This is a genomic window from Microbacterium sp. 69-10 (assembly GCF_001897945.1).
Lineage (GTDB): Bacteria > Actinomycetota > Actinomycetes > Actinomycetales > Microbacteriaceae > Microbacterium.
In genome coordinates this window covers 403-17,880 of record NZ_MKRT01000021.1, presented here as the reverse complement: position 1 = coordinate 17,880, position 17,478 = coordinate 403, and the positions used below count along the sequence as shown (strand labels likewise).

The 17,478-nt window shown below is 71.3% G+C and carries 16 protein-coding genes and 1 pseudogene; 8 read left to right on the top strand and 9 right to left on the bottom strand.

The window, feature by feature from the left end; genetic code table 11:
• Positions 1 to 29: 29 nt before the first annotated feature.
• Entirely contained in the window at positions 30 to 467 is a 438-nt protein-coding gene (locus tag BGN97_RS08555) for a MarR family transcriptional regulator (protein WP_292700079.1), read from the bottom strand.
• 1 nt (position 468) lies between these two features.
• Positions 469 to 2,229 carry an MDR family MFS transporter gene (locus tag BGN97_RS08550; RefSeq protein ID WP_363331422.1) on the bottom strand — a complete coding sequence of 587 codons (1,761 nt, stop codon included), beginning with the start codon at positions 2,227 to 2,229 and terminating at the stop codon, positions 469 to 471.
• Between the two features lie 89 nt (positions 2,230 to 2,318).
• On the opposite strand from BGN97_RS08550, the gene BGN97_RS08545 reads away from it, so the two are divergent.
• On the top strand, positions 2,319 to 2,582 hold the full coding sequence (locus BGN97_RS08545) for a type II toxin-antitoxin system prevent-host-death family antitoxin (protein ID WP_292700077.1): 264 nt from the start codon (positions 2,319 to 2,321) through the stop codon (positions 2,580 to 2,582).
• Between the two features lie 2 nt (positions 2,583 to 2,584).
• Positions 2,585 to 2,977 (top strand): type II toxin-antitoxin system VapC family toxin, encoded by a 393-nt coding sequence (locus BGN97_RS08540; protein ID WP_292700074.1) that lies wholly within the window; start codon positions 2,585 to 2,587, stop codon positions 2,975 to 2,977.
• A gap of 7 nt (positions 2,978 to 2,984) precedes the next feature.
• Here the strand turns inward: BGN97_RS08540 and BGN97_RS08535 are convergent, their stop codons facing one another.
• Together BGN97_RS08535 and BGN97_RS08530 are read right to left on the bottom strand one after the other, a co-directional pair.
• Complete coding sequence (locus BGN97_RS08535) at positions 2,985 to 4,085, bottom strand: substrate-binding domain-containing protein (RefSeq protein ID WP_292700071.1); 1,101 nt, start codon at positions 4,083 to 4,085, stop codon at positions 2,985 to 2,987.
• On the bottom strand, positions 4,082 to 5,929 hold the full coding sequence (locus tag BGN97_RS08530; protein WP_292700067.1) for a heparinase II/III family protein: 1,848 nt from the start codon (positions 5,927 to 5,929) through the stop codon (positions 4,082 to 4,084). Before BGN97_RS08530 ends, BGN97_RS08535 begins: the two co-directional genes overlap by 4 nt.
• A 144-nt stretch (positions 5,930 to 6,073) precedes the next feature.
• Between BGN97_RS08530 and BGN97_RS08525 the strand changes: the two genes are divergently transcribed.
• Positions 6,074 to 7,090 carry a hydroxyacid dehydrogenase gene (locus tag BGN97_RS08525; RefSeq protein WP_292700064.1) on the top strand — a complete coding sequence of 339 codons (1,017 nt, stop codon included), beginning with the start codon at positions 6,074 to 6,076 and terminating at the stop codon, positions 7,088 to 7,090.
• Between the two features lie 28 nt (positions 7,091 to 7,118).
• Here the strand turns inward: BGN97_RS08525 and BGN97_RS08520 are convergent, their stop codons facing one another.
• The 3 genes from BGN97_RS08520 to BGN97_RS08510 are packed head-to-tail and all read right to left on the bottom strand — an operon-like array spanning position 7,119 to position 10,322.
• Positions 7,119 to 7,799 (bottom strand): YesL family protein, encoded by a 681-nt coding sequence (locus BGN97_RS08520; RefSeq protein ID WP_292700061.1) that lies wholly within the window; start codon positions 7,797 to 7,799, stop codon positions 7,119 to 7,121.
• Between the two features lie 3 nt (positions 7,800 to 7,802).
• Complete coding sequence (locus tag BGN97_RS08515; RefSeq protein WP_363331421.1) at positions 7,803 to 8,339, bottom strand: carbohydrate ABC transporter permease; 537 nt, start codon at positions 8,337 to 8,339, stop codon at positions 7,803 to 7,805.
• Between the two features lie 48 nt (positions 8,340 to 8,387).
• Positions 8,388 to 10,322 carry a DUF2264 domain-containing protein gene (locus BGN97_RS08510; protein WP_292700058.1) on the bottom strand — a complete coding sequence of 645 codons (1,935 nt, stop codon included), beginning with the start codon at positions 10,320 to 10,322 and terminating at the stop codon, positions 8,388 to 8,390.
• 173 nt (positions 10,323 to 10,495) lie between these two features.
• On the opposite strand from BGN97_RS08510, the gene BGN97_RS08505 reads away from it, so the two are divergent.
• The gene (locus BGN97_RS08505) at positions 10,496 to 11,518 is read left to right on the top strand and encodes a zinc-dependent alcohol dehydrogenase family protein (RefSeq protein ID WP_292700054.1); all 1,023 of its coding nucleotides are present in this window, start codon (positions 10,496 to 10,498) and stop codon (positions 11,516 to 11,518) included.
• Between the two features lie 8 nt (positions 11,519 to 11,526).
• On the opposite strand, the gene BGN97_RS08500 is transcribed toward BGN97_RS08505, so the two are convergent.
• Positions 11,527 to 12,492 carry a LacI family DNA-binding transcriptional regulator gene (locus BGN97_RS08500; protein ID WP_292700051.1) on the bottom strand — a complete coding sequence of 322 codons (966 nt, stop codon included), beginning with the start codon at positions 12,490 to 12,492 and terminating at the stop codon, positions 11,527 to 11,529.
• Positions 12,493 to 12,571: 79 nt separating this feature from the next.
• On the opposite strand from BGN97_RS08500, the gene galT reads away from it, so the two are divergent.
• The 4 genes from galT (at position 12,572) to BGN97_RS08480 (ending at position 16,627) form a co-directional block, all read left to right on the top strand.
• On the top strand, positions 12,572 to 13,750 hold the full coding sequence (galT, locus tag BGN97_RS08495; protein ID WP_292700048.1) for a galactose-1-phosphate uridylyltransferase: 1,179 nt from the start codon (positions 12,572 to 12,574) through the stop codon (positions 13,748 to 13,750).
• A 113-nt stretch (positions 13,751 to 13,863) separates the two neighbouring features.
• Positions 13,864 to 15,045, top strand: a complete 1,182-nt coding sequence (gene galK, locus BGN97_RS08490) for a galactokinase (protein ID WP_292700044.1) — start codon at positions 13,864 to 13,866, stop codon at positions 15,043 to 15,045.
• A 64-nt stretch (positions 15,046 to 15,109) separates the two neighbouring features.
• Positions 15,110 to 16,087, top strand: a complete 978-nt coding sequence (gene galE / locus BGN97_RS08485; protein ID WP_292700041.1) for a UDP-glucose 4-epimerase GalE — start codon at positions 15,110 to 15,112, stop codon at positions 16,085 to 16,087.
• A 6-nt stretch (positions 16,088 to 16,093) separates the two neighbouring features.
• Complete coding sequence (locus BGN97_RS08480; RefSeq protein WP_292700038.1) at positions 16,094 to 16,627, top strand: GNAT family N-acetyltransferase; 534 nt, start codon at positions 16,094 to 16,096, stop codon at positions 16,625 to 16,627.
• Between the two features lie 138 nt (positions 16,628 to 16,765).
• On the opposite strand, the pseudogene BGN97_RS08475 reads toward BGN97_RS08480, so the two are convergent.
• Positions 16,766 to 17,478: pseudogene (locus BGN97_RS08475) on the bottom strand (hypothetical protein); the annotation flags it as partial.

Genomic DNA, 17,478 nt, shown 5'->3' with positions numbered 1-17,478 from the left:
CTTCAGCACGGTGGAGCGGATGCCGCGGATCAGACCTCGGCGAGCAGCCGGAACACCTTGGAGGCGGCCTGCACCTCTTCCGGCGTCAGCTCGGCGAGCACCGAGCGCATCCGCTCGGCGTTCTCGGCCCGCAGCTGAGCCAGCACCGCCGAGGCCTCGGGCGTGGCCGTCAGCACCCGGAGGCGCCCGTCGCGCTCGTCCGGACGCGACTGCAGCAGGCCGAACTCCTCGAGCATCCGGATCTGCCGGCTCACGACCGACTTGTCCATCTCGAACAGGTCGGCGAGCCGGTGCGCGCTCGTGTCCCCGTTGCGGGCGATGTACGCCAGCAGTTTGTAGCCGGAGGGCTGCAGGTCGGGGTGCATCCGGGAGGCCGACTCCTTCCACAGCGCCTTCGCACGCGCGAAGATCAGGTTCATATGAGCCTGGAAGTCCGCGAGCGTGTCGTCGGCGGTCTGCGAAGCCATCTCAGCGCACCTGGTCCTCGTCATCCGCACCGTCGTCGTCGCGCTCCAGCACCAGGACGCGGCCGGAGCCGGCCTCCGCGCCGTCCGCATCGATGACGCGGATGCTGCCGGTGGCGGCACCCACCTCTGCCTCGGCGACCTCGATCGCCGACTCCTCGGCGTTGGCGCGCAGCTGCTCGGCGGAGTTCTTCGTCGAGAGCGGCTTGTTGCGGATGAACGCGATGGCGATGACGCCGATCACGGCCAGCGGGATGGCGATGATGAAGGCATCCGCGATGCCGTGGCCGTACGCCGACTCGACGATGCTGCGGATCGACTCCGGCAGGTCGGACATCTTCGGGACGTTGCCCGAGTCCAGCGCCTTCAGCGCCTGGAGGTCGGACGGCGAGCTGGGCTTGAAGCCCTTGAAGCCGTCGACGATGTAGTCCTTGACGTTGGTGGCCAGGATCGAGCCCATGATCGTCACGCCGATGGTGCCGGCGATCGTGCGGAAGAAGTTCACGCCGGACGACGCCGCACCGAGCTGCTGCGGCGGAGTGTCGTTCTGCACGATCAGCGTGAGGTTCTGCATCACCATGCCGAGGCCGGCGCCGAGCACGAACATGTAAACCGCGACGAGGATGAACGGGGTGTCGTAGCGCAGCGTAGCCATCAGGCTGACGCCGGCGAGCGCGAGCACCGAGCCCAGCAGCATCCAGCTCTTCCACTTGCCGAAGCGGCTGACCAGCTGACCGATCACGATCGACGCACCCATCTGGCCGACGATCATGGGGATCGTCATCAGACCCGACTCGGTCGGTGTGGCGCCACGGGCGAGCTGGAAGTACTGCGCCAGGAACACCGAGGTCGCGAACATCGAGACGCCGATGGCGATCGAGGCGATGACCGAGAGCGTGAAGGTGCGGTTGCGGAACAGCGACATCGGGATGAGGGGCTCCTTGACGAACACCTCGACCAGCACGAACGCGAGCAGCACCACGCCGGAGCCGATGGCGAGCACGTAGCTGGTGACCGAGTCCCACTCGAACTGGTCGCCGCCCATCGACACCCAGATCAGCAGCGCCGAGACGCCGACCGCCAGGAGCACGATGCCGAAGTAGTCGATGGAGACCTTCGCGGTCTGCGGCTTGGGCAGGTGCAGGGTGATCTGCAGCAGGATCAGCGCGACGATCGCGAAGGGCACGCCGACGAAGAAGTTGGCGCGCCAGCCGAACACGTCGGTGATGAAGCCGCCCAGCAGCGGGCCGCCGATCGTGGCGAGAGCCATGATGCCGCCGACGACGCCCATGTACTTGCCGCGCTCGCGCGGCGAGATGATCAGCGCGACGGCGATCATGACCAGCGACATCAGGCCGCCGACGCCGAGGCCCTGCAGCACGCGCATGGCGATGAGCATGTTGATGTCGTGCGAGAAGCCGGCGGCGACCGTTCCGGCGGTGAACAGAACGAGCGACAGCTGCACGAGGATCTTGCGGTCGACGAGGTCGGCCAGCTTGCCCCAGATCGGGGTGGTGACGGCGGTCGCCAGCAGGCTCGCGGTGATGACCCACGTGTACTGGGCCTGGGTGCCGCCGAGGTCGGCGACGATGACGGGAAGGGAGGTCGACACCACCGTGCCGGACAGCACGGCGACGAACATGCCGACGATGAGGCCGGAGATCGCGGTGAAGACCTCGCGGGCCGAGCGCGTGGCTTCGGTGGAGGGGTGTGTGGTGGAGTTCAAAAGAAGGCTCTCCTGCAGAGAATGGTTGATCTTCGTCAACGATACATCATTGGTTGATCTTTCTCAACCATTGCCTCGAGTCAACTATTCCGGCCCGCCCGCCGGATCAATGTTCTACAATGAAGAACATGAGCACCATCGGCATCCGCGCACTCAAGCAGAACGCCTCAGCGGTGGTCGCCGAGGCGGCCGCCGGCGAGACGATCACGGTCACCGATCGCGGTCGCGCGGTGGCTCGGATAACCCCGATCGGCAGTTCGGGGCTGGAACAGCTGCTCGCCGCAGGACTCGCCAGGCCACCTCGGCGCAGCATCACGACGCTGGATGCTCCCCTTCCCGGCCCGTCGATCTCCCAAGACCTCCAGGTGCTGCGCGAGCAGGAGCGATATTGAGCATGGCCGTCTACGCCGACACGTCCGCGCTGGCGAAGCTCGTCGTCGCCGAGAGGGAGACAGCCGCTCTGCGCGCTTGGATCGCGAGCGAGGAGCCCGTGCTCGTGGCATCCGACCTGGTGCGCACCGAGCTCATGCGCGCAGCCAGGAGGACAGCTCCCGACCGCGCCGTCGTCGTGCGGTCGGTGCTCGACGCGATCACGCTGCTGAAAGCGACCTCCGCGACCTTTGAGACCGCGGGGCGGCTGGAGCCCGCCGGCATGCGCTCACTCGATGCACTGCACCTGGCCTCCGCCCTCGAACTGGGCGACGATCTGGATGGCTTCCTCACTTACGACGAACGACGGGCCGAGGCCGCCCGCGCTCAGGGGATGACCGTCGTCGCTCCGAGCTGACCGGCGATCACACGGCGACGGTCGACTCCCGCGCGTACAGCGTCGGCACCACCTGCACCCGCTCGACGGGGCGCGCCGATCCCTCGGTCAGCCGCGCGAGCATGACCTCGACGGCACGCCGTCCGACGTGCTGCTTGGGAGGGCGCAGCGCCGTGATCGGAGGCGCTCCGCTCTCGGCGACCTCGTCGTCGTAGGCGATGATCGACAGGTCGTCGGGCAGCTCCCAGCCCCGGTCGAGGGCGTTCTGCTGCACCAGCAGCGCCTGCGGGTCTGAGTGGATGAGCATCGCCGACGTGCCGGTCTCGCGCACGCGGTCGAGCAGCGCCTCCACGAACACGGCCCGCTCCGGGCCCTCCATGTAGTCCAGGGATGCGTTCAGATCGATGGTCTCCTGCAGTCCGAGCTCCTCGACAGCCTGCGCCCAGCCGCGGCGCAGCTGCCACGAGGTCGGCGACTGGGCCGAGGTGAGGATGCCGACGCGGCGGTGCCCGAGCGACGCCAGGTGCGACGCGGCGAGGTGGCCGCCGAACACGTGGTCGGTGGTCACCCATTCCAGCCGCGTGAGGGCGAGGGATGCCGGGGCGCGGCGCTCGACGAGCACGACCGGCACCGGCAGCTGCTCCAGCCAGCTCAGCAGGGCGTGCCCGTCGGGGCCCTGGTTCTCGGGCGCCACGATCAGGCCGTGGAATCCGCCGGACTCGACCAGCGAGCTGATCTGCCGCCGCTGATCCTCCGGCTCGTAACTGGCGCCGCGCAGCACCAGCTGCACGCCGAGCTCGGTCGCCGCGGCCCGTGCGCCGATGACGACCTGCGGCCAGTAGTAGCTCAGCGAGGGCACCACCATGCCCACCCGGTAGCGCGGGCCGCCGGCGGATGCCCGGGGCGCGACGGTCGTGTCGAGCCGGCTGCGCAGGGTGGCCCCGCCGTGCACCCGGGTGACCAGCCCGCGATCGGCGAGTTCGCCGATGTCACGCCGGATGGTCAGCTCGGACACCGCGAACTCGCGCGCCAGGTCCGCCACGCGCACGGCTCCGGCCGTGCGCAGCTGGTCCATGATCCGCTCGCGCCGGGCGATCCCGAACACCGGCGGCATCTCCGAATCGGTCATCGCGCCTCTCCCCTCAGTTCCCAACTCCCACCGGATGCCGGCCGGAACAGCATCCGCGTGACCCGCTCGCCCCACGACCTGCGCAGGTGCCTGTCATCGATGTCCACGGTCTCGACGTCCACCTCGGCCGGATCGAAGGTCAGCCGGAGTCCGCGCGAGCCGTCCCGGCCGGGCACGACGATCCCGTCGCCGTCCCGCTCCGGCACGCCCGTGCACACGACGACGATCCGGGTGGAGGGGTCGCCGAGGGCGTCGCCCTCGTCGCGCACGCTGAGGCCGGCTTCCGTGACCCGCACGGTGCGGATCCAGCGCTCCCCCGCGGGGTGCGCCGCGCTCAGATCGAGCGTCCAGCCACCGTCGACGGGGTCCATCGCGGCACGCCACTGCGCACCGGGAAGCTGCACCTCTCCGCGCGGCATCGGCGCGGAGTGCCAGTCACTGCGCATGTTCCACAGCTCGTAGCGGCGCTCCGAGAACGTCTCGGCGCGGTACTCGGCACGACCGAGATCGGGCAGCAGCGGCACCCCGTCGACGGCCACCGCGATCGAGCCGAGGTCGTTGTGGTTGTGGTTCTCGCCGTTGTGGCCGCCCTTGGCGACGACGGTGAGCCCGCCGCGCTCCCGGATGCCGAGGCCGATCGACGCCAGGAAGACGTCGGGCCGCACCGGGCCGGATGCCGGATGCTGCGCCGCGTCCGGCGTCACGGCGGCGTCGAGCGTACCGGAGCGCACATCGGCCAGTTCCGCCAGCATCCGGCCGAGTCCGGCGTGGACGCCCTCGTCGAGCCCGCACAGCGGCTGCTCGCCCCGCTCCGCCCGCGCGAAGGCAGCGACATCGGCGAGGCCGCATAGCATCGCCGCACGGAGGAGCACATGCCAGGGAGTGCCGGCGTCGGCTCTCGCCTCGGCATCCGCGAAGCTCGCGAACCAGCCCGGGCCCACCTGCACCCGCTGCGGGAAGCGGGCGAGCTCGGCGAGCCCGCTCAGCTCGCCCTCGCGCGCGGCGGTCGCGATGCTGCCGCCGCTCAGCGCATCGAGCAGGCTCAGGGCGTCGAACGAGCGCCCGCCGCCCTGCCACCAGTAGGCGAATCCCTCGTCGATTGCGCCGTCCGCGGGCAGTTGCGCGAGATAGCGGTCGAGTCCGTCGACGCAGCGCTCGACCACCCGGTCGCGCAGCGGAGGCTCGGCGAAGGCGAGGGCGGCCGGGATGAGGTTGGAGTGGATCCACGGCGCCCAGTTGTGCACGTGGTCCTCGGTGCCCTCCCAGTGCCATTCGCGGGCGAGGAAGGGCTCCAGCACCCGCTTGCGGGCCTCGGCGCCCAGCCGGTCGCGGAGGCCGGGTGCGTGCTCGTCCAGCTGCCGGCCGAGCAGCAGCGCCGCCCAGGCGACGAGCGCGACGTCCTCCCCCGCGCCGAGGTCGACGAAAGGGTGCTCGGGGTCGGGCACCCGCAGGCCTCGCGAGAACGCGTCGTCGTGTGCGGGCCAGCACCAGGTGCTCTGCTCGACCTTGAGCCACAGGCCGTCCGCGGCCTCGCGCAACCGCTGCTCGGTCGGGTCGAGGGCCGCGGCGAGCACGGCGACGCGCGTGCGCCGGTTGCGCAGGAAGAGGGCGCTCTCGTACGCCGAGCGGTCGCCCGTGCGCGCATAGGCCGCCCAGTCCGAGAGCAGCGGCTGCGGCCAGGCGGTCTCGCGCAGGCGATCGGCCTCGACGAGGATCGTCTCCTTCGTGCGGGGGTCGAGCCCGTCCCAGAACGCCCGGTCGGATGCCGTGGGCACCGGCAGCCCGCGCTCAGGATCCCCGTGCTCGCTCCAGATCGCGCGCAGCGCTCCTCGCTGGATCAGCATCTCGCATCCTCTCCCCGGTGAATCTTTATGTTCGAGTGAGTGTTTTCAGCTTCGAATCGGTTGCGTTTGATTGGGTGTTCAGTCTTCACTGGGTAAGCCGCGTCACGCAAGCGGTCTGGCACGCGAACCTCGTTGGAGAAATACATGCCCTCTTCCCGCCCCCGGGCACACGCGGTCATGTCGGCCGAGGCATACGAACTGCTGTTCGACGAGGCCCGCCGCCGCCGCTTCGCGGAGCTCGCCGACGTGCGCACGCCGATGCACATCGCCGACCTCACGGCCCCCGGGCTGGACGAGCTGCTGGCCGAGGCCGAGGTGCTGATCACGTCGTGGGGCGCCCCGCGCTTCGAGGCACCGCTGCTGGACCGGATGCCGCGCCTGCGCGCCGTGTTCCATGCCGCCGGCAGCATCCGCCAGCACGTCTCCGAGGACTTCTGGGAGCGCGGCATCCGCATCACGACCGCAGCCGACGCCAACGCCGTGCCCGTCGCCGAGTTCACGCTCGCGACGATCCTGCTCGCGGGCAAGCGGGTCTTCCCGCACGTGCGCACGCCCGCGCTGGCAGCGGCGGACTGGGGCGGGAACCTGCGCGACTTCTCGATCGGCAACCTCGACCGCACCGTGGGACTGGTCGGGTTCTCGCGCATCGGGCGGCGCGTCGCCGAGCTGCTGCGCCCGTTCGCCGGCCTGAAGGTGCTCGTCGCCGACCCGTTCGCCGACGCGGCCGAAGTGGCAGCCACCGGCGCCGAGCTCGTGGCGCTGGAGGAGATGCTCCCCCGTGTGAGCGTGCTCTCGCTGCACGCCCCGGCGCTGCCCTCGACGCACCACATGATCTCGGTGCGCGAGCTCGCCGCGCTGCCCGACGGCGCCACGGTCATCAACACCGCACGAGGCGCGCTGCTCGACCACGACGCGCTGATCGCGGAGTGCCGCACGGGCCGGCTGGACGCCGTCCTCGACGTCACCGCCCCGGAGCCCCTGCCGCTGGACTCGCCGCTGTTGGATCTGCCGAACGTGGTGCTCACCCCGCACCTCGCCGGATCGCTCGGCACCGAGACGCGACGGCTGACGGACTCCGCCCTGGACGAGCTCGAGGCGTACGCCGCAGGCTCCCCGCTGCTGCACCCGATGGACGCGGTCTCGCTGGCGCGCAGCGCCTGAGGCGCGGCGCCCGGAGGCGGAGCGGCGCTCACGCGGCGGCTTCGTCCCGGGCGGGCACCTCGCCGAGCACGGGCCGCAGCACGTAGCGCGCGTTCGCCCAGGCGACGTAGAGCGCCGGCGCCGCGGTCAGGCCGATCGCGATCGCCGGCATGGTGGTGAACACCGCGATCTGCACGCCGAGCACCGCGAACGTCAGCAGCTGGAAGTACCAGCGCCGCACACCCAGATACAGACTCGAGCGCAGCACGTCCCGCAGCCGGGCCGCCGGCACCTCGGAGAGCGCCGCAGCGCCCAGCAGGGCGGTCGAGGCCGTCAGCACCGCCAGGAGCAGCAGCACGGGCACGATCACCACCGAAGCGGCCGAATCCGCCAGCATCCGCACATCGACCAGCAGCACCACGGCGAGTCCGACAGCCAGCGCACCCAGCAGCATCGCCTTCCGCCAGGTCGCGCGCCAGGAGCGCAGATACGCCCGCACCACCTGCGTCTCGCCCTCGTCGTGCGCCCGGTACGCCCCGAACGCGGCGGTCAGGGCGGGCACGGCGGGCACCGCCGCGGCGGCCAGCAGCGGCCAAGAGCGCATCGGGTCGGTGGTGATCAGCAGCACCACCAGCGGGGAGGCTGCCACCAGCACGAGCAGGTTCACCATCAATCCCAGGTACAGCACGCCCAGGATCGACGCCCAGGTGTCGTGCGCGACGCGCTTCACGGCTCAGCCCTTCATGCCGCTGGTCGCGATGCCCTCGACGAAGTACTTCTGCCCGAGCATGAAGATGATCGCGATCGGCACGACCGAGATGCACAGGCCCGCGAAGAGCAGGGCGTAGTTCGTGTCGAACAGGTTGGAGACGAAGCTCTTCAGACCCAGCTGGATCGTCCACAGGTCGGGGTTGCGCAGGTGGATCAGCGGTCCCAGGTAGTCGTTCCACGTGTTCACGAAGGTCAGCAGCGTCAGGCTCGCGATCGCGGGCACCGACAGCGGGATCATGATGCGCCGCCAGATGCCGTACTCGCTCAGGCCGTCCAGCCGCGCGGCCTCGCTGAGCTCCTCCGGGATGGTCTCGTAGTACTGCTTCATCAGGAACACGCCGAAGGCGCCGAACGCCTGGAGCAGGATGATCGCCCAGAGCGTGTTGGACACCTTGAGGTTGGACAGCAGGATGAACTGCGGGATCATGTACGACTGCCACGGCACGGCGATCGTGCCGATGTACGCCAGGAACAGCACATCCCGTCCCGGGAACCGCATGCTGTTCGTGCTCCTTCGTGATTGCGGCCTGGCCGCGATTCGGGTGTCTCAGTCTTCGTTCGAGGGGAGTCGGCTGGTGGTGCGCCGGCCGTCCGGCCAGACGACGGTCGCCATGCCGGCTTCGAGGGCGAGGGCGGGTGCGGATGCCGCGCCGTCCGCTGAGTCGGCGCTCAGCCGCACCGCCGCGGCGATCCAGCGACCCGTCTCCGGCGCGGTCGTGAGGACGGGCACGACGGCGTCGGGGCCGAGAGGGCTGGCATCCCGCCGCCGCTCGATGCCGGGCTCGAGTCTGGGGGTGAGCGCCACGAGAGCGCTGGTCAGGTCGCCGAGGCGGGCGGATGCGGCATCCTCGGATGCCTCGGCGACGACCTCGCCCTGCTCTCCGGCCAGGGCCCAGCCGCCGATCCGCAGCCGGGCGCCGTCGCTCTCGAGGGCGTCGATGCGTATCAGCCGCACCTCCCACACGCCCCGCACGATCGAGCAGGTCGTGATCCGCCCGGCGAACGCGACCTCGCCGCCGATGCCGGCGCCGTGCCGCGTCTGGACGGCGGCCGGGTCGATCCAGTGCACGTGCGCCGACGACGAGGCCACGGCGATCTCGCCGTCGCTCTCGATGCCGAGCAGGGTCAGTCCGGTCCGATGCGTGGCCCGGCCGGCCGCGTCGATGAGCACGACCGACTGCTCCAGCGGCTCGGCCCATGCATCGCCGTTCAGCAGCGGGGACACGGCGGTGGAGTAGCCCAGTCGCGCATACAGCGGGGAGTCGCCGGCGACCGCCCCCGGCTGGGCGTGGTCGGTGCCGTGGTTGATCACGCGGACGATGCCGTCGGATGCTGTGCCGGACACGATCCAGCCGGCGGGCGCCACCACGCGCAGGTCGTCGGGGAACGGCGCGGGTTCCGGGGCCGCCCAGACCGGGTGGTCGGCGGGAAGCGCGATGCCCAGCATCCCCTTCGACGCCCAGTAGGGCGACCCGGGGCCGGAGTAGCTCTGCGCGAGGCGCCGCCACTCGCCGTGCCAGCCCATCGTGAGCAGGTCGTCATCGTCCGGAGCGCCGTGCTCGTCGAAGTGCGCGATGACGCCCATCGCGGTGCGGCGCAGGGTGCCGAGGTCGGTGGACGGGACCTGCGCGAACGCGCCGACCCAGAACGGGGCGGCGGCGGCGAACCGGTAGATCAGGCTGCGCCCCTCGATCAGCGGGCCGCCGTCGGCGCCGACCAGGTGCACGGCATCCTGCAGGTAGCCGTCCAGCGCCTCGACGTCGCCGGCGAAGCGCTCGGGCGCGATCTCGTCGGCGCCCTGCATGCGCGACCAGAGCACCGGGTACAGGTGCAGCGCCCAGCCGACGTAGTGGTCGTAGTTGCGGTCGTCGCCGTCGGAGAACCAGCCGTCGCCGCGGGCGAAGGAGTCATGCCTGGCGAGGTCGGCGGCGATGTCGGACGCCGACCAGGGCCCGCCAACCGAGCGCAGGAAGGTCTGCACCACGATGCGGAACCACACCCAGTTGTTCTGCGGGTAGGTGGTGTCGCCCACGACGGGCGAGAAGTACTCGATCACGCGCTGCTGGGTCGTGGCGTCGAGCCGGTCCCAGATCCAGGGCCGGGTCATGTCGAGGATGAGCGCGATCGAGGCGGCCTCGACCTTGGCCTGGGGATGCTCGTCGAGCCGCACCCAGCGCTCTTCGGACGCCGGGTCGACGCCGGCCGCGATCCCGCGGCTGTAGTCGTGGATCAGCCGGTCCACGCCCTCGCCGCGCGCGCCCGCGATGCGGAAGCCGGCCAGCAGGAAGGTGCGGGCGAACCCCTCCAGGCCGTCCACGGCCGTGCCGTAGCCGCCGGGAGCACCGGGAGGCGTGATGCGCGCGAAGCCGGGAGACGCCCATGCCGCCGCGCCGCTCAGCATCCGATCGGCGAAGGCGACCAGTGCCTCCCTCGATCCGCTCCGCAGCGGGCTGCGATGAGGAGTCGTCGGCGTGGGGGTCACAGGGTCTCCTTCGAACAGCGATCCGCACCCGGAAAGGGTGACTGTTTCAGGAGATTAGCAATCCGTTTTGATCGCCTCAAGAAGGTTTACGTTCCACCATGAACGTTTATGATCGTTTAACGAAACGTGTCCTGCACGGGCGGGGAAGCGCTTGCCAGGCGCATAGTGGAAGCATGCGCGCAGTCATCATGCACGGGCCCGGCGACGTCCGGGTCGAAGAGGTCCCTCTGCCCTCCCTCGTCGAGCCGACGGATGCGATCATCCGACTCGACGCGACCTGCATCTGCGGATCGGATCTCTGGCCCTACCGCGGCATCCAGCCGATCAAGCGCCCCATCCGGATGGGCCACGAGTACATCGGCACGGTCGAGCAGGTCGGCGCGGAGGTGCGCGACCTCGCGGTCGGCGACTTCGTGGTCGGCTCGTTCATGGCATCCGACGGCACCTGTGAGATCTGCCGGGCCGGCTACCAGTCCCGATGCATCCACGTGGTGGGGATGGGCTCGGTGGGCACGCAGGCCGAGTACGCGCGCGTCCCCTGGGCCGACGGCACGCTGGTGAAGGTGACCGGCGACCTGACCCCCGGGCGCCGGCGCAGCCTGCTCGCGGCATCCGATGTGCTCGGCACCGGCTGGTTCGCGGCGGTCGCCGCCGAGGCGGGGCCGGGAAAGACCGTCGCCGTGGTGGGCGACGGCGCGGTCGGGCTGTGCGGCATCCTCGCCGCCCGGCAGCTGGGCGCGGAGCGGATCATCGCGATGTCCCGGCACGCCGACCGGCAGCAGCTCGCGCGCAGGTTCGGCGCGACCGACATCGTCGAGGAGCGCGGAGATGCCGGGGTGGAGCGCATCAAGGAGCTCACCGGCGGCTACGGCGCGCACTCCACGATCGAAGCCGTCGGAACGCAGGAGTCCATGCAGCAGGCGCTGCGCGCCACCCGTGCCGGCGGGCATGTGGGCTTCGTGGGCGTCTCGCACGACGTGACGATCGACGGCCGCGAGCTGTTCTACTCGGGCGTCCACCTGCACGGCGGACCGGCGCCTGTGCGACGCTGGCTGCCCGACCTGGTCGAGGCGATCATGTCGGATGCCATCGCTCCGGGCGTCGTGTTCGATCTCACGCTCCCCCTCGACGAGGCCGCCGAGGGCTACCGCGCCATGGACGAGCGCCGCGCCACGAAGGTGCTGCTCGAGTTCTGACCCGCGCCTCAGGCGCTCGCGCGCACGACGAGCGCGGGCGCCAGGAGCGAGGTCGCCGCGCGGCCGCCCTCGATGTCGGCGATCAGCACCTGCACGGCCTGCTCGCCCAGCGCGTCGAAGTCCTGCCGCACCGTGGTCAGCGGGGGCTGGAACTCCGCGGCATCCGCGATGTCGTCGAAGCCGATCACCGCGACGTCGTCTGGCACGCGGCGTCCGGCGTCGGCGAGCGCGCGCAGCGCGCCGAGCGCCATCTGATCGTTGGCGGCGAAGATCGCGGTGGCCTCGGACAGATGCGCTGCCTGTGCGTGGCCGGATGCCGCGGTCCAGTCGCCGCGCACGATCCCGGGCGCCGCGATGCCGGCGGCGGCGAGCGCCTGCCGCCAGCCGCGCTCGCGCTCGGCCGCCGCGAAGGAGGCCTCGGGACCGGCGAGATGGTGCACGGTGGCGTGGCCTGCGGCGAGCAGGTGCTCGGTCGCCGCGCGGGCGCCCGCGGCGTGGTCGGTGCCGATCACCGTGAAGCGCTCGTCGGGCGCGGAGTCGACCACCACCAGGCGGAGGCCGGCGGATGCTGCGTCGCGGGCCAGCGTGGTGGCCTCGTTGAGCACGATCGCGCCGTCCACGCCCTGATCGCGCAGACGGTCGAAGGCCTCGTCGATGTCGCCGCCGGCACCGAGCGTCACGACGGTCACCGCGTAGCCGTGGGATGCCGCGGACTCGGCCACGGCCTGCAGCATCCGCGAGTTTCCGACCGTGGCGAGCGTCTGCGCGACCAGGCCGAGGGTGTGCGTGCGTCCGGTGCGCAGGGCGCGTGCGGCGCGGTTCGGGCGGTAGCCGAGGTCGGCCATCGCCTGCTCGACGCGCGCGCGGGTGTCGGGATCGACCTTGGGGCTGTCGTTGGCGACGCGGGAGACGGTCTGCCCGGACACGCCGGCCCGCTGGGCGACCATCGCCATGGACACACGCTGCTGCGGCATCCGCTCTCCCTCTCCCGGATCCGGCTTTCACAACTCCGGATTGTTGACGTTACCACGGCCTTCGCGATACCGTGTTGACGTGAACATCGAAGAATCTCCGGAGTTGCGGATCACCGAGCTGGGCGCGGGTGTCGTCAAGCGCGCCACCCGGCTGGCCGACGGGCGCGAGCTGTTCTACTTCGACGATCCGGGCACCTCCCTCGGCCCTGCCCGAGCGGTCGACGCCCGCACGCTCGACGAGCGGCCCGAGACCGCCACGATGCGCCAGGACATCCTCACCGGCGACTGGATCACCTTCGCGACCAAGCGGCAGAACCGGGTGATGATGCCGAGCGCCGACGCCGACCCGCTTGCCCCGCAGACGCCCACGAACCCCTCCGAGGTGCCGTCGCTGTACGACGTGGCGGTGTTCGAGAACCGCTCCCCCTCCTTCGGCCCCGCGCTCAACGCGGCGACCGGCGGCGTGCCTGCGGCGGTCAACCCGACCCATGGGCTCGACGACCTCGCCGAACTCGGCATCGGGCGCACCCGCACCAGCGTCGGCCGGTGCGAGGTCGTCTGCTTCAGCCCCGACACCGAGGGCTCCTTCGGCACGCAGTCCGTCACCCGCGCGCGCACCGTGATCGAGGCCTGGGCCGATCGCACCGCCGCCCTCTCGGCACTGCCCGGCATCGAGCAGGTCTTCCCGTTCGAGAACCGCGGCGAGGCCATCGGCGTCACGCTGCCGCATCCGCACGGCCAGATCTACGCCTACCCGTACGTGACCCCGCGCACGCAGCGTCTGCTCGACAGCATCCACCGCACCGCACCCGATCTGATGACGCGCGTGCTGGACTCCGAGCGCTCCTCGGAGCGGGTCGTGCTGCAGGGCGAGCACTGGACGGCGTTCGTGCCGTTCGCGGCGCGCTGGCCCCTCGAGGTGCAGCTCATGCCGCACCGCCACGTGCCCGACTTCGCCGCGCTGTCGGATGCCGAGCGCGAGGAGCTCGCGCCGCTCTACCTGCGCCTGCTGCGCGGGGTGGATGCCCTCTACGAGACGCCGACGCCGTACATCGCCGCCTGGCACCAGGCACCCGTGCACGCCGGCCGCGACACGGTGCGGATGCGCCTGGAGCTGACCAGCCCGCGCCGCGCGGCCGACAAGCTGAAGTTCCTCGCCGGCTCCGAGGCCGCGATGGCGGCGTGGACGGCGGAGATCCTCCCCGAGGACGCCGCCGCCCGCCTCCGCGACGCGATCACGACCGTCCCGGCCCTCTGACCCGCGCTGCAGAACGGCGGAGATCTGCACGATCTCGGAGGGGTTTCCGGCCCTGGCATCCGAAGCTCTGCAGAACTGCGAAGTTCTGCCACGAGCACCACTGGAGAAATCTCATGACCGCACTCACCGCCGCCCGCGACCTGTTCACCACGTCCTTCGGGCGCGAGCCCGAGGGCGTCTGGTCCGCGCCCGGCCGCGTGAACCTGATCGGCGAGCACACCGACTACAACGAGGGCTTCGTGCTGCCGTTCGCCATTCAGCACCGCACGTACGCCGCGGTCGCGTTCAACGGCACGGGCGACATCCGGGTCGAGTCGACGTTCGCCGACAGCCAGGTCGTCGCGCACCTGGACGAGCTCGACGGGATCTTCCCCACCGCGCCCGGCGAGGCTCCGGGAGTGCCGGAATGGTCGGCATACGTGCTCGGCGTCGCCTGGGCGCTGCGGGCGCTGCGCCCCGATGCACCCCTCACCGGAGTCGACATCGCGATCGCCTCCGACGTGCCGATCGGCGCGGGCCTGTCCTCCTCGGCCGCGATCGAGGGAGCCGTGGCATCCGCCCTGAACGACCTCTGGGAGCTGGGCCTGGATCCGGTCACCCTCGCGCAGGTCGGCCGGAAGGCCGAGAACGAGGCCGTCGGCGCGCCGACCGGGATCATGGACCAGATGTCGTCCATGCTCGGCCGGCCGGATGCCGCGACCTTCATCGACTGCCGCAGCCTGGAGGCGAAGTCCGTCCCGACCGGCTTCCGTGACGCCGGTCTCGAGGTGCTCGTGATCGACACGCAGGTCACCCACGCGCACTCCACCGGCGGTTACCGGGAGCGCCGGGAGTCATGCGAGCGGGGCGCGCAGCTGCTCGGCATCCGCTCCCTGCGCGACGCGAGCGTCTCCGATCTGCCGCGCGCCGCCGAGATCATGGACGACGTCACGTTCCGCCGGGTGCGGCACATCGTCACCGAGAACCAGCGCGTGCTCGCCACGGTCGCCGCCCTCACCGAGCAGGGTCCGCGGGCGATCGGCGACCTCCTGGTCGCCTCGCACGCGTCCATGCGCGATGACTTCGAGATCTCGGTCGCCGAGCTCGACACGGCGGTGGACGCCGCGCTCGAGAACGGGGCGATCGGTGCGCGGATGACCGGCGGCGGCTTCGGTGGCGCGGCGATCGCGCTGGTCGCGCACGCCGATCTGCCGCGGGTGTCGGATGCCGTCGAGCAGGCCTTCGCGGATGCCGGCTTCACCGCGCCGCACATCTTCACGGTCTCGCCCTCCGAGGGGCCGCGCCGCGACGCCTGACCCCGCCCGGCGCACCGCGCCTGACACAATGGAACCCGCGCGTCTGCGCGACGGAAGGAGACCCATGTCCTGGCTTGTCACCGGCGGTGCCGGCTACATCGGAGCGCACGTGGTGCGCGCACTGGCATCCGCGGGTCTCACCCCGGTCGTGCTGGACGACCTGTCCAGCGGGCGTCCGTCGTTCGTCCCCGAGGGCGTGACCCTCGTCGAGGGCAGCATCCTCGACCGCGAGCTCGTCGAGCGCACCCTTCGCGAGCACGGCGCGGAGGGCGTGATCCACGTCGCCGGGTTCAAGTACGCCGGGGTCTCCGTGCAGCGCCCGCTGCACACGTACGCGCAGAACGTCGAGGGCACCAGGGTGGTCCTCGAGGCCATGGAGGCCGCGGGCGTCGCGAACATCGTGTTCTCCTCCAGCGCCGCCGTCTTCGGCACCCCTGACGTCGAGCTCGTCACCGAGGACACCGCCAAGCGGCCGGCCAGCCCGTACGGCGAGTCGAAGCTCATCGGCGAGTGGCTGCTGCGCGACCAGGGCGTGGCGACGGCAGCATCCGAGAAGCCCCTGCGGCACACCTCGCTGCGCTACTTCAACGTGGTCGGCTCCGCCGACCCGACGGTCTACGACGTCAGCCCGCACAACCTTTTCCCGATCGTGTTCGAGGCGCTGCTCGAGGGCCGCACCCCGCAGATCAACGGCGACGACTACAACACGCCCGACGGCACCAACGTGCGCGACTACGTGCACGTCGGCGACATCGCCGCCGCACACGTGGTGGCCGCGCAGCGCCTCGCCTCCGGCGAGTCGATCGAGCCCGCTTACAACCTCGGCTCCGGCGACGGGCTGAGCGTGAAGCAGATCATGGATGCCATGGTGCGCGTCACCGGCATCGACTTCGTCCCCGCGATCGGGCCGCGCCGCCCCGGTGACCCCGACCGCATCGTCGCCGCCGGCGACCTCGCTGCCCGCGACCTGGACTGGACGATGCGGCACACGGTCGACGAGATGGTGCGCTCGGGCTGGGAGGCCCGGCGCAACGCGGGCTGAGCTCCGATGGTCCTCGAGCTGCGCCCCGCGGCCGTGGCGGATGCCGACGGCATCGCCGAGGTGCACGTGCGCTCCTGGCAGGAGGCCTATCGCGGGCTGATGCCGCAGGAGGTCCTCGACGGCTTATCCGTCTCCGAGCGGGCCGCGAACTGGGCGCGCATTCTGGGCGAGACCGGGCGCGGGTCGCAGACGCTCGTGGTGCTCGACGGTTCCCGGGTCGTGGGGTGGGCGAGCTTCGGCGACGCCAGGGATGCGGATGCCGAGGGTGCCGGCTCAGCGGTCGGGACGGGCGAGCTGTGGGGCATCTACGCCCACCCCGACGCCTGGTCCACCGGCGTCGGGCACCTGCTGATCTCCGCCGTCGAGGAGGCGCTGCGGGAGGCCGGTCATGAGACCGCGTACCTGTGGGTGCTGGCGGGCAACGACCGGGCATCCGGTTTCTACGAGCGCCATGGCTGGCACGCCGACGGTGCGAGCAAGGTCGACGAGCGTCCCGGCCTCGTGCTCAACGAGCTCCGGCACGTGAAGCGCCTGGCCTGAGCATCCGGCGCCGAGCACGCCCCGTCGCCGATCGGCGCGGATCAGAATCGCACCTCCCCACGTCGGGTTGGATCAAAAACGCCCCGCAAACGCGGCTCGGAGGGGCACTTCTGATCCAGCCTGCTCTCGTGGGCCGCGTCAGTCCAGCGCCGTCATCACGTGCTTGATGCGCGTGTAGTCGTCGAAGCCGTACTGCGACAGGTCCTTGCCGTAGGCGGAAGCGGCGGCCGTGCGGTTGCCGGGATGCGAGACGACCGCGCGCAGCACCCGCACCAGGTCGCCGTCGTGCTGCTCGTCGAAGCGGATCAGCGGGGCCAGCATGCGCTCGCTGTGCTCCTGCAGGCGGTGGTCGCCGCCGAGCTCGGTGACCAGCCGGGTCAGCGGACGGTCGCCGACCCGGCGCACCTCCCCTGCGCGCAGCCGAGCCGCGAGCAGGCGGGTCGGGCGCACGGATGCCAGCAGCTCGGCGACCGTCGCGACGTCCGGTCCCACGGCGAGCCCGACGCCGGATGCCTCGGATGCCCGGCGCAGCAGCGCGGCCGCCAGGGAGGCGGAAGCCGAGACCAGCACGACGCCGTCGCCACCGTGCACCGCGCCCAGCGCGCGGACGTCGAGATCGCGACCGGCAGTCGACGCGATCGCACCGCTCGCCACGTCGACGCCTGCGCTGATCTCGGCGATCAGCGCGCCGGTGGCCGCAGCATCCGCTCCCTCCGCGATCAGCGCGCTGAGCACGCGCCCACGCACCGGCAGCCCCGCCGCCTGCAGCCGGGCCGCCACGTCGTCCTCGCCGGTGTGCCGCCGGGGGCGGATGCTGCGCCGATGGCCGCCTTCGCCGCCGCCGCGAAGAA

Excerpts from the sequence above, each read along its gene's own strand:
- galE (WP_292700041.1), top strand. The coding sequence starts at position 15,110 with ATGTCCTGGCTTGTCACCGGCGGTGCCGGCTACATCGGAGCGCACGTG.
- BGN97_RS08500 (WP_292700051.1), bottom strand. The coding sequence starts at position 12,492 with ATGCCGCAGCAGCGTGTGTCCATGGCGATGGTCGCCCAGCGGGCCGGC.
- BGN97_RS08555 (WP_292700079.1), bottom strand. The coding sequence starts at position 467 with ATGGCTTCGCAGACCGCCGACGACACGCTCGCGGACTTCCAGGCTCAT.
- BGN97_RS08530 (WP_292700067.1), bottom strand. The coding sequence starts at position 5,929 with ATGCTGATCCAGCGAGGAGCGCTGCGCGCGATCTGGAGCGAGCACGGG.
- galK (WP_292700044.1), top strand. The coding sequence starts at position 13,864 with ATGACCGCACTCACCGCCGCCCGCGACCTGTTCACCACGTCCTTCGGG.
- BGN97_RS08540 (WP_292700074.1), top strand. The coding sequence starts at position 2,585 with ATGGCCGTCTACGCCGACACGTCCGCGCTGGCGAAGCTCGTCGTCGCC.
- BGN97_RS08480 (WP_292700038.1), top strand. The coding sequence starts at position 16,094 with ATGGTCCTCGAGCTGCGCCCCGCGGCCGTGGCGGATGCCGACGGCATC.
- BGN97_RS08545 (WP_292700077.1), top strand. The coding sequence starts at position 2,319 with ATGAGCACCATCGGCATCCGCGCACTCAAGCAGAACGCCTCAGCGGTG.
- BGN97_RS08505 (WP_292700054.1), top strand. The coding sequence starts at position 10,496 with ATGCGCGCAGTCATCATGCACGGGCCCGGCGACGTCCGGGTCGAAGAG.
- BGN97_RS08535 (WP_292700071.1), bottom strand. The coding sequence starts at position 4,085 with ATGACCGATTCGGAGATGCCGCCGGTGTTCGGGATCGCCCGGCGCGAG.
- BGN97_RS08525 (WP_292700064.1), top strand. The coding sequence starts at position 6,074 with ATGCCCTCTTCCCGCCCCCGGGCACACGCGGTCATGTCGGCCGAGGCA.
- BGN97_RS08515 (WP_363331421.1), bottom strand. The coding sequence starts at position 8,339 with ATGCGGTTCCCGGGACGGGATGTGCTGTTCCTGGCGTACATCGGCACG.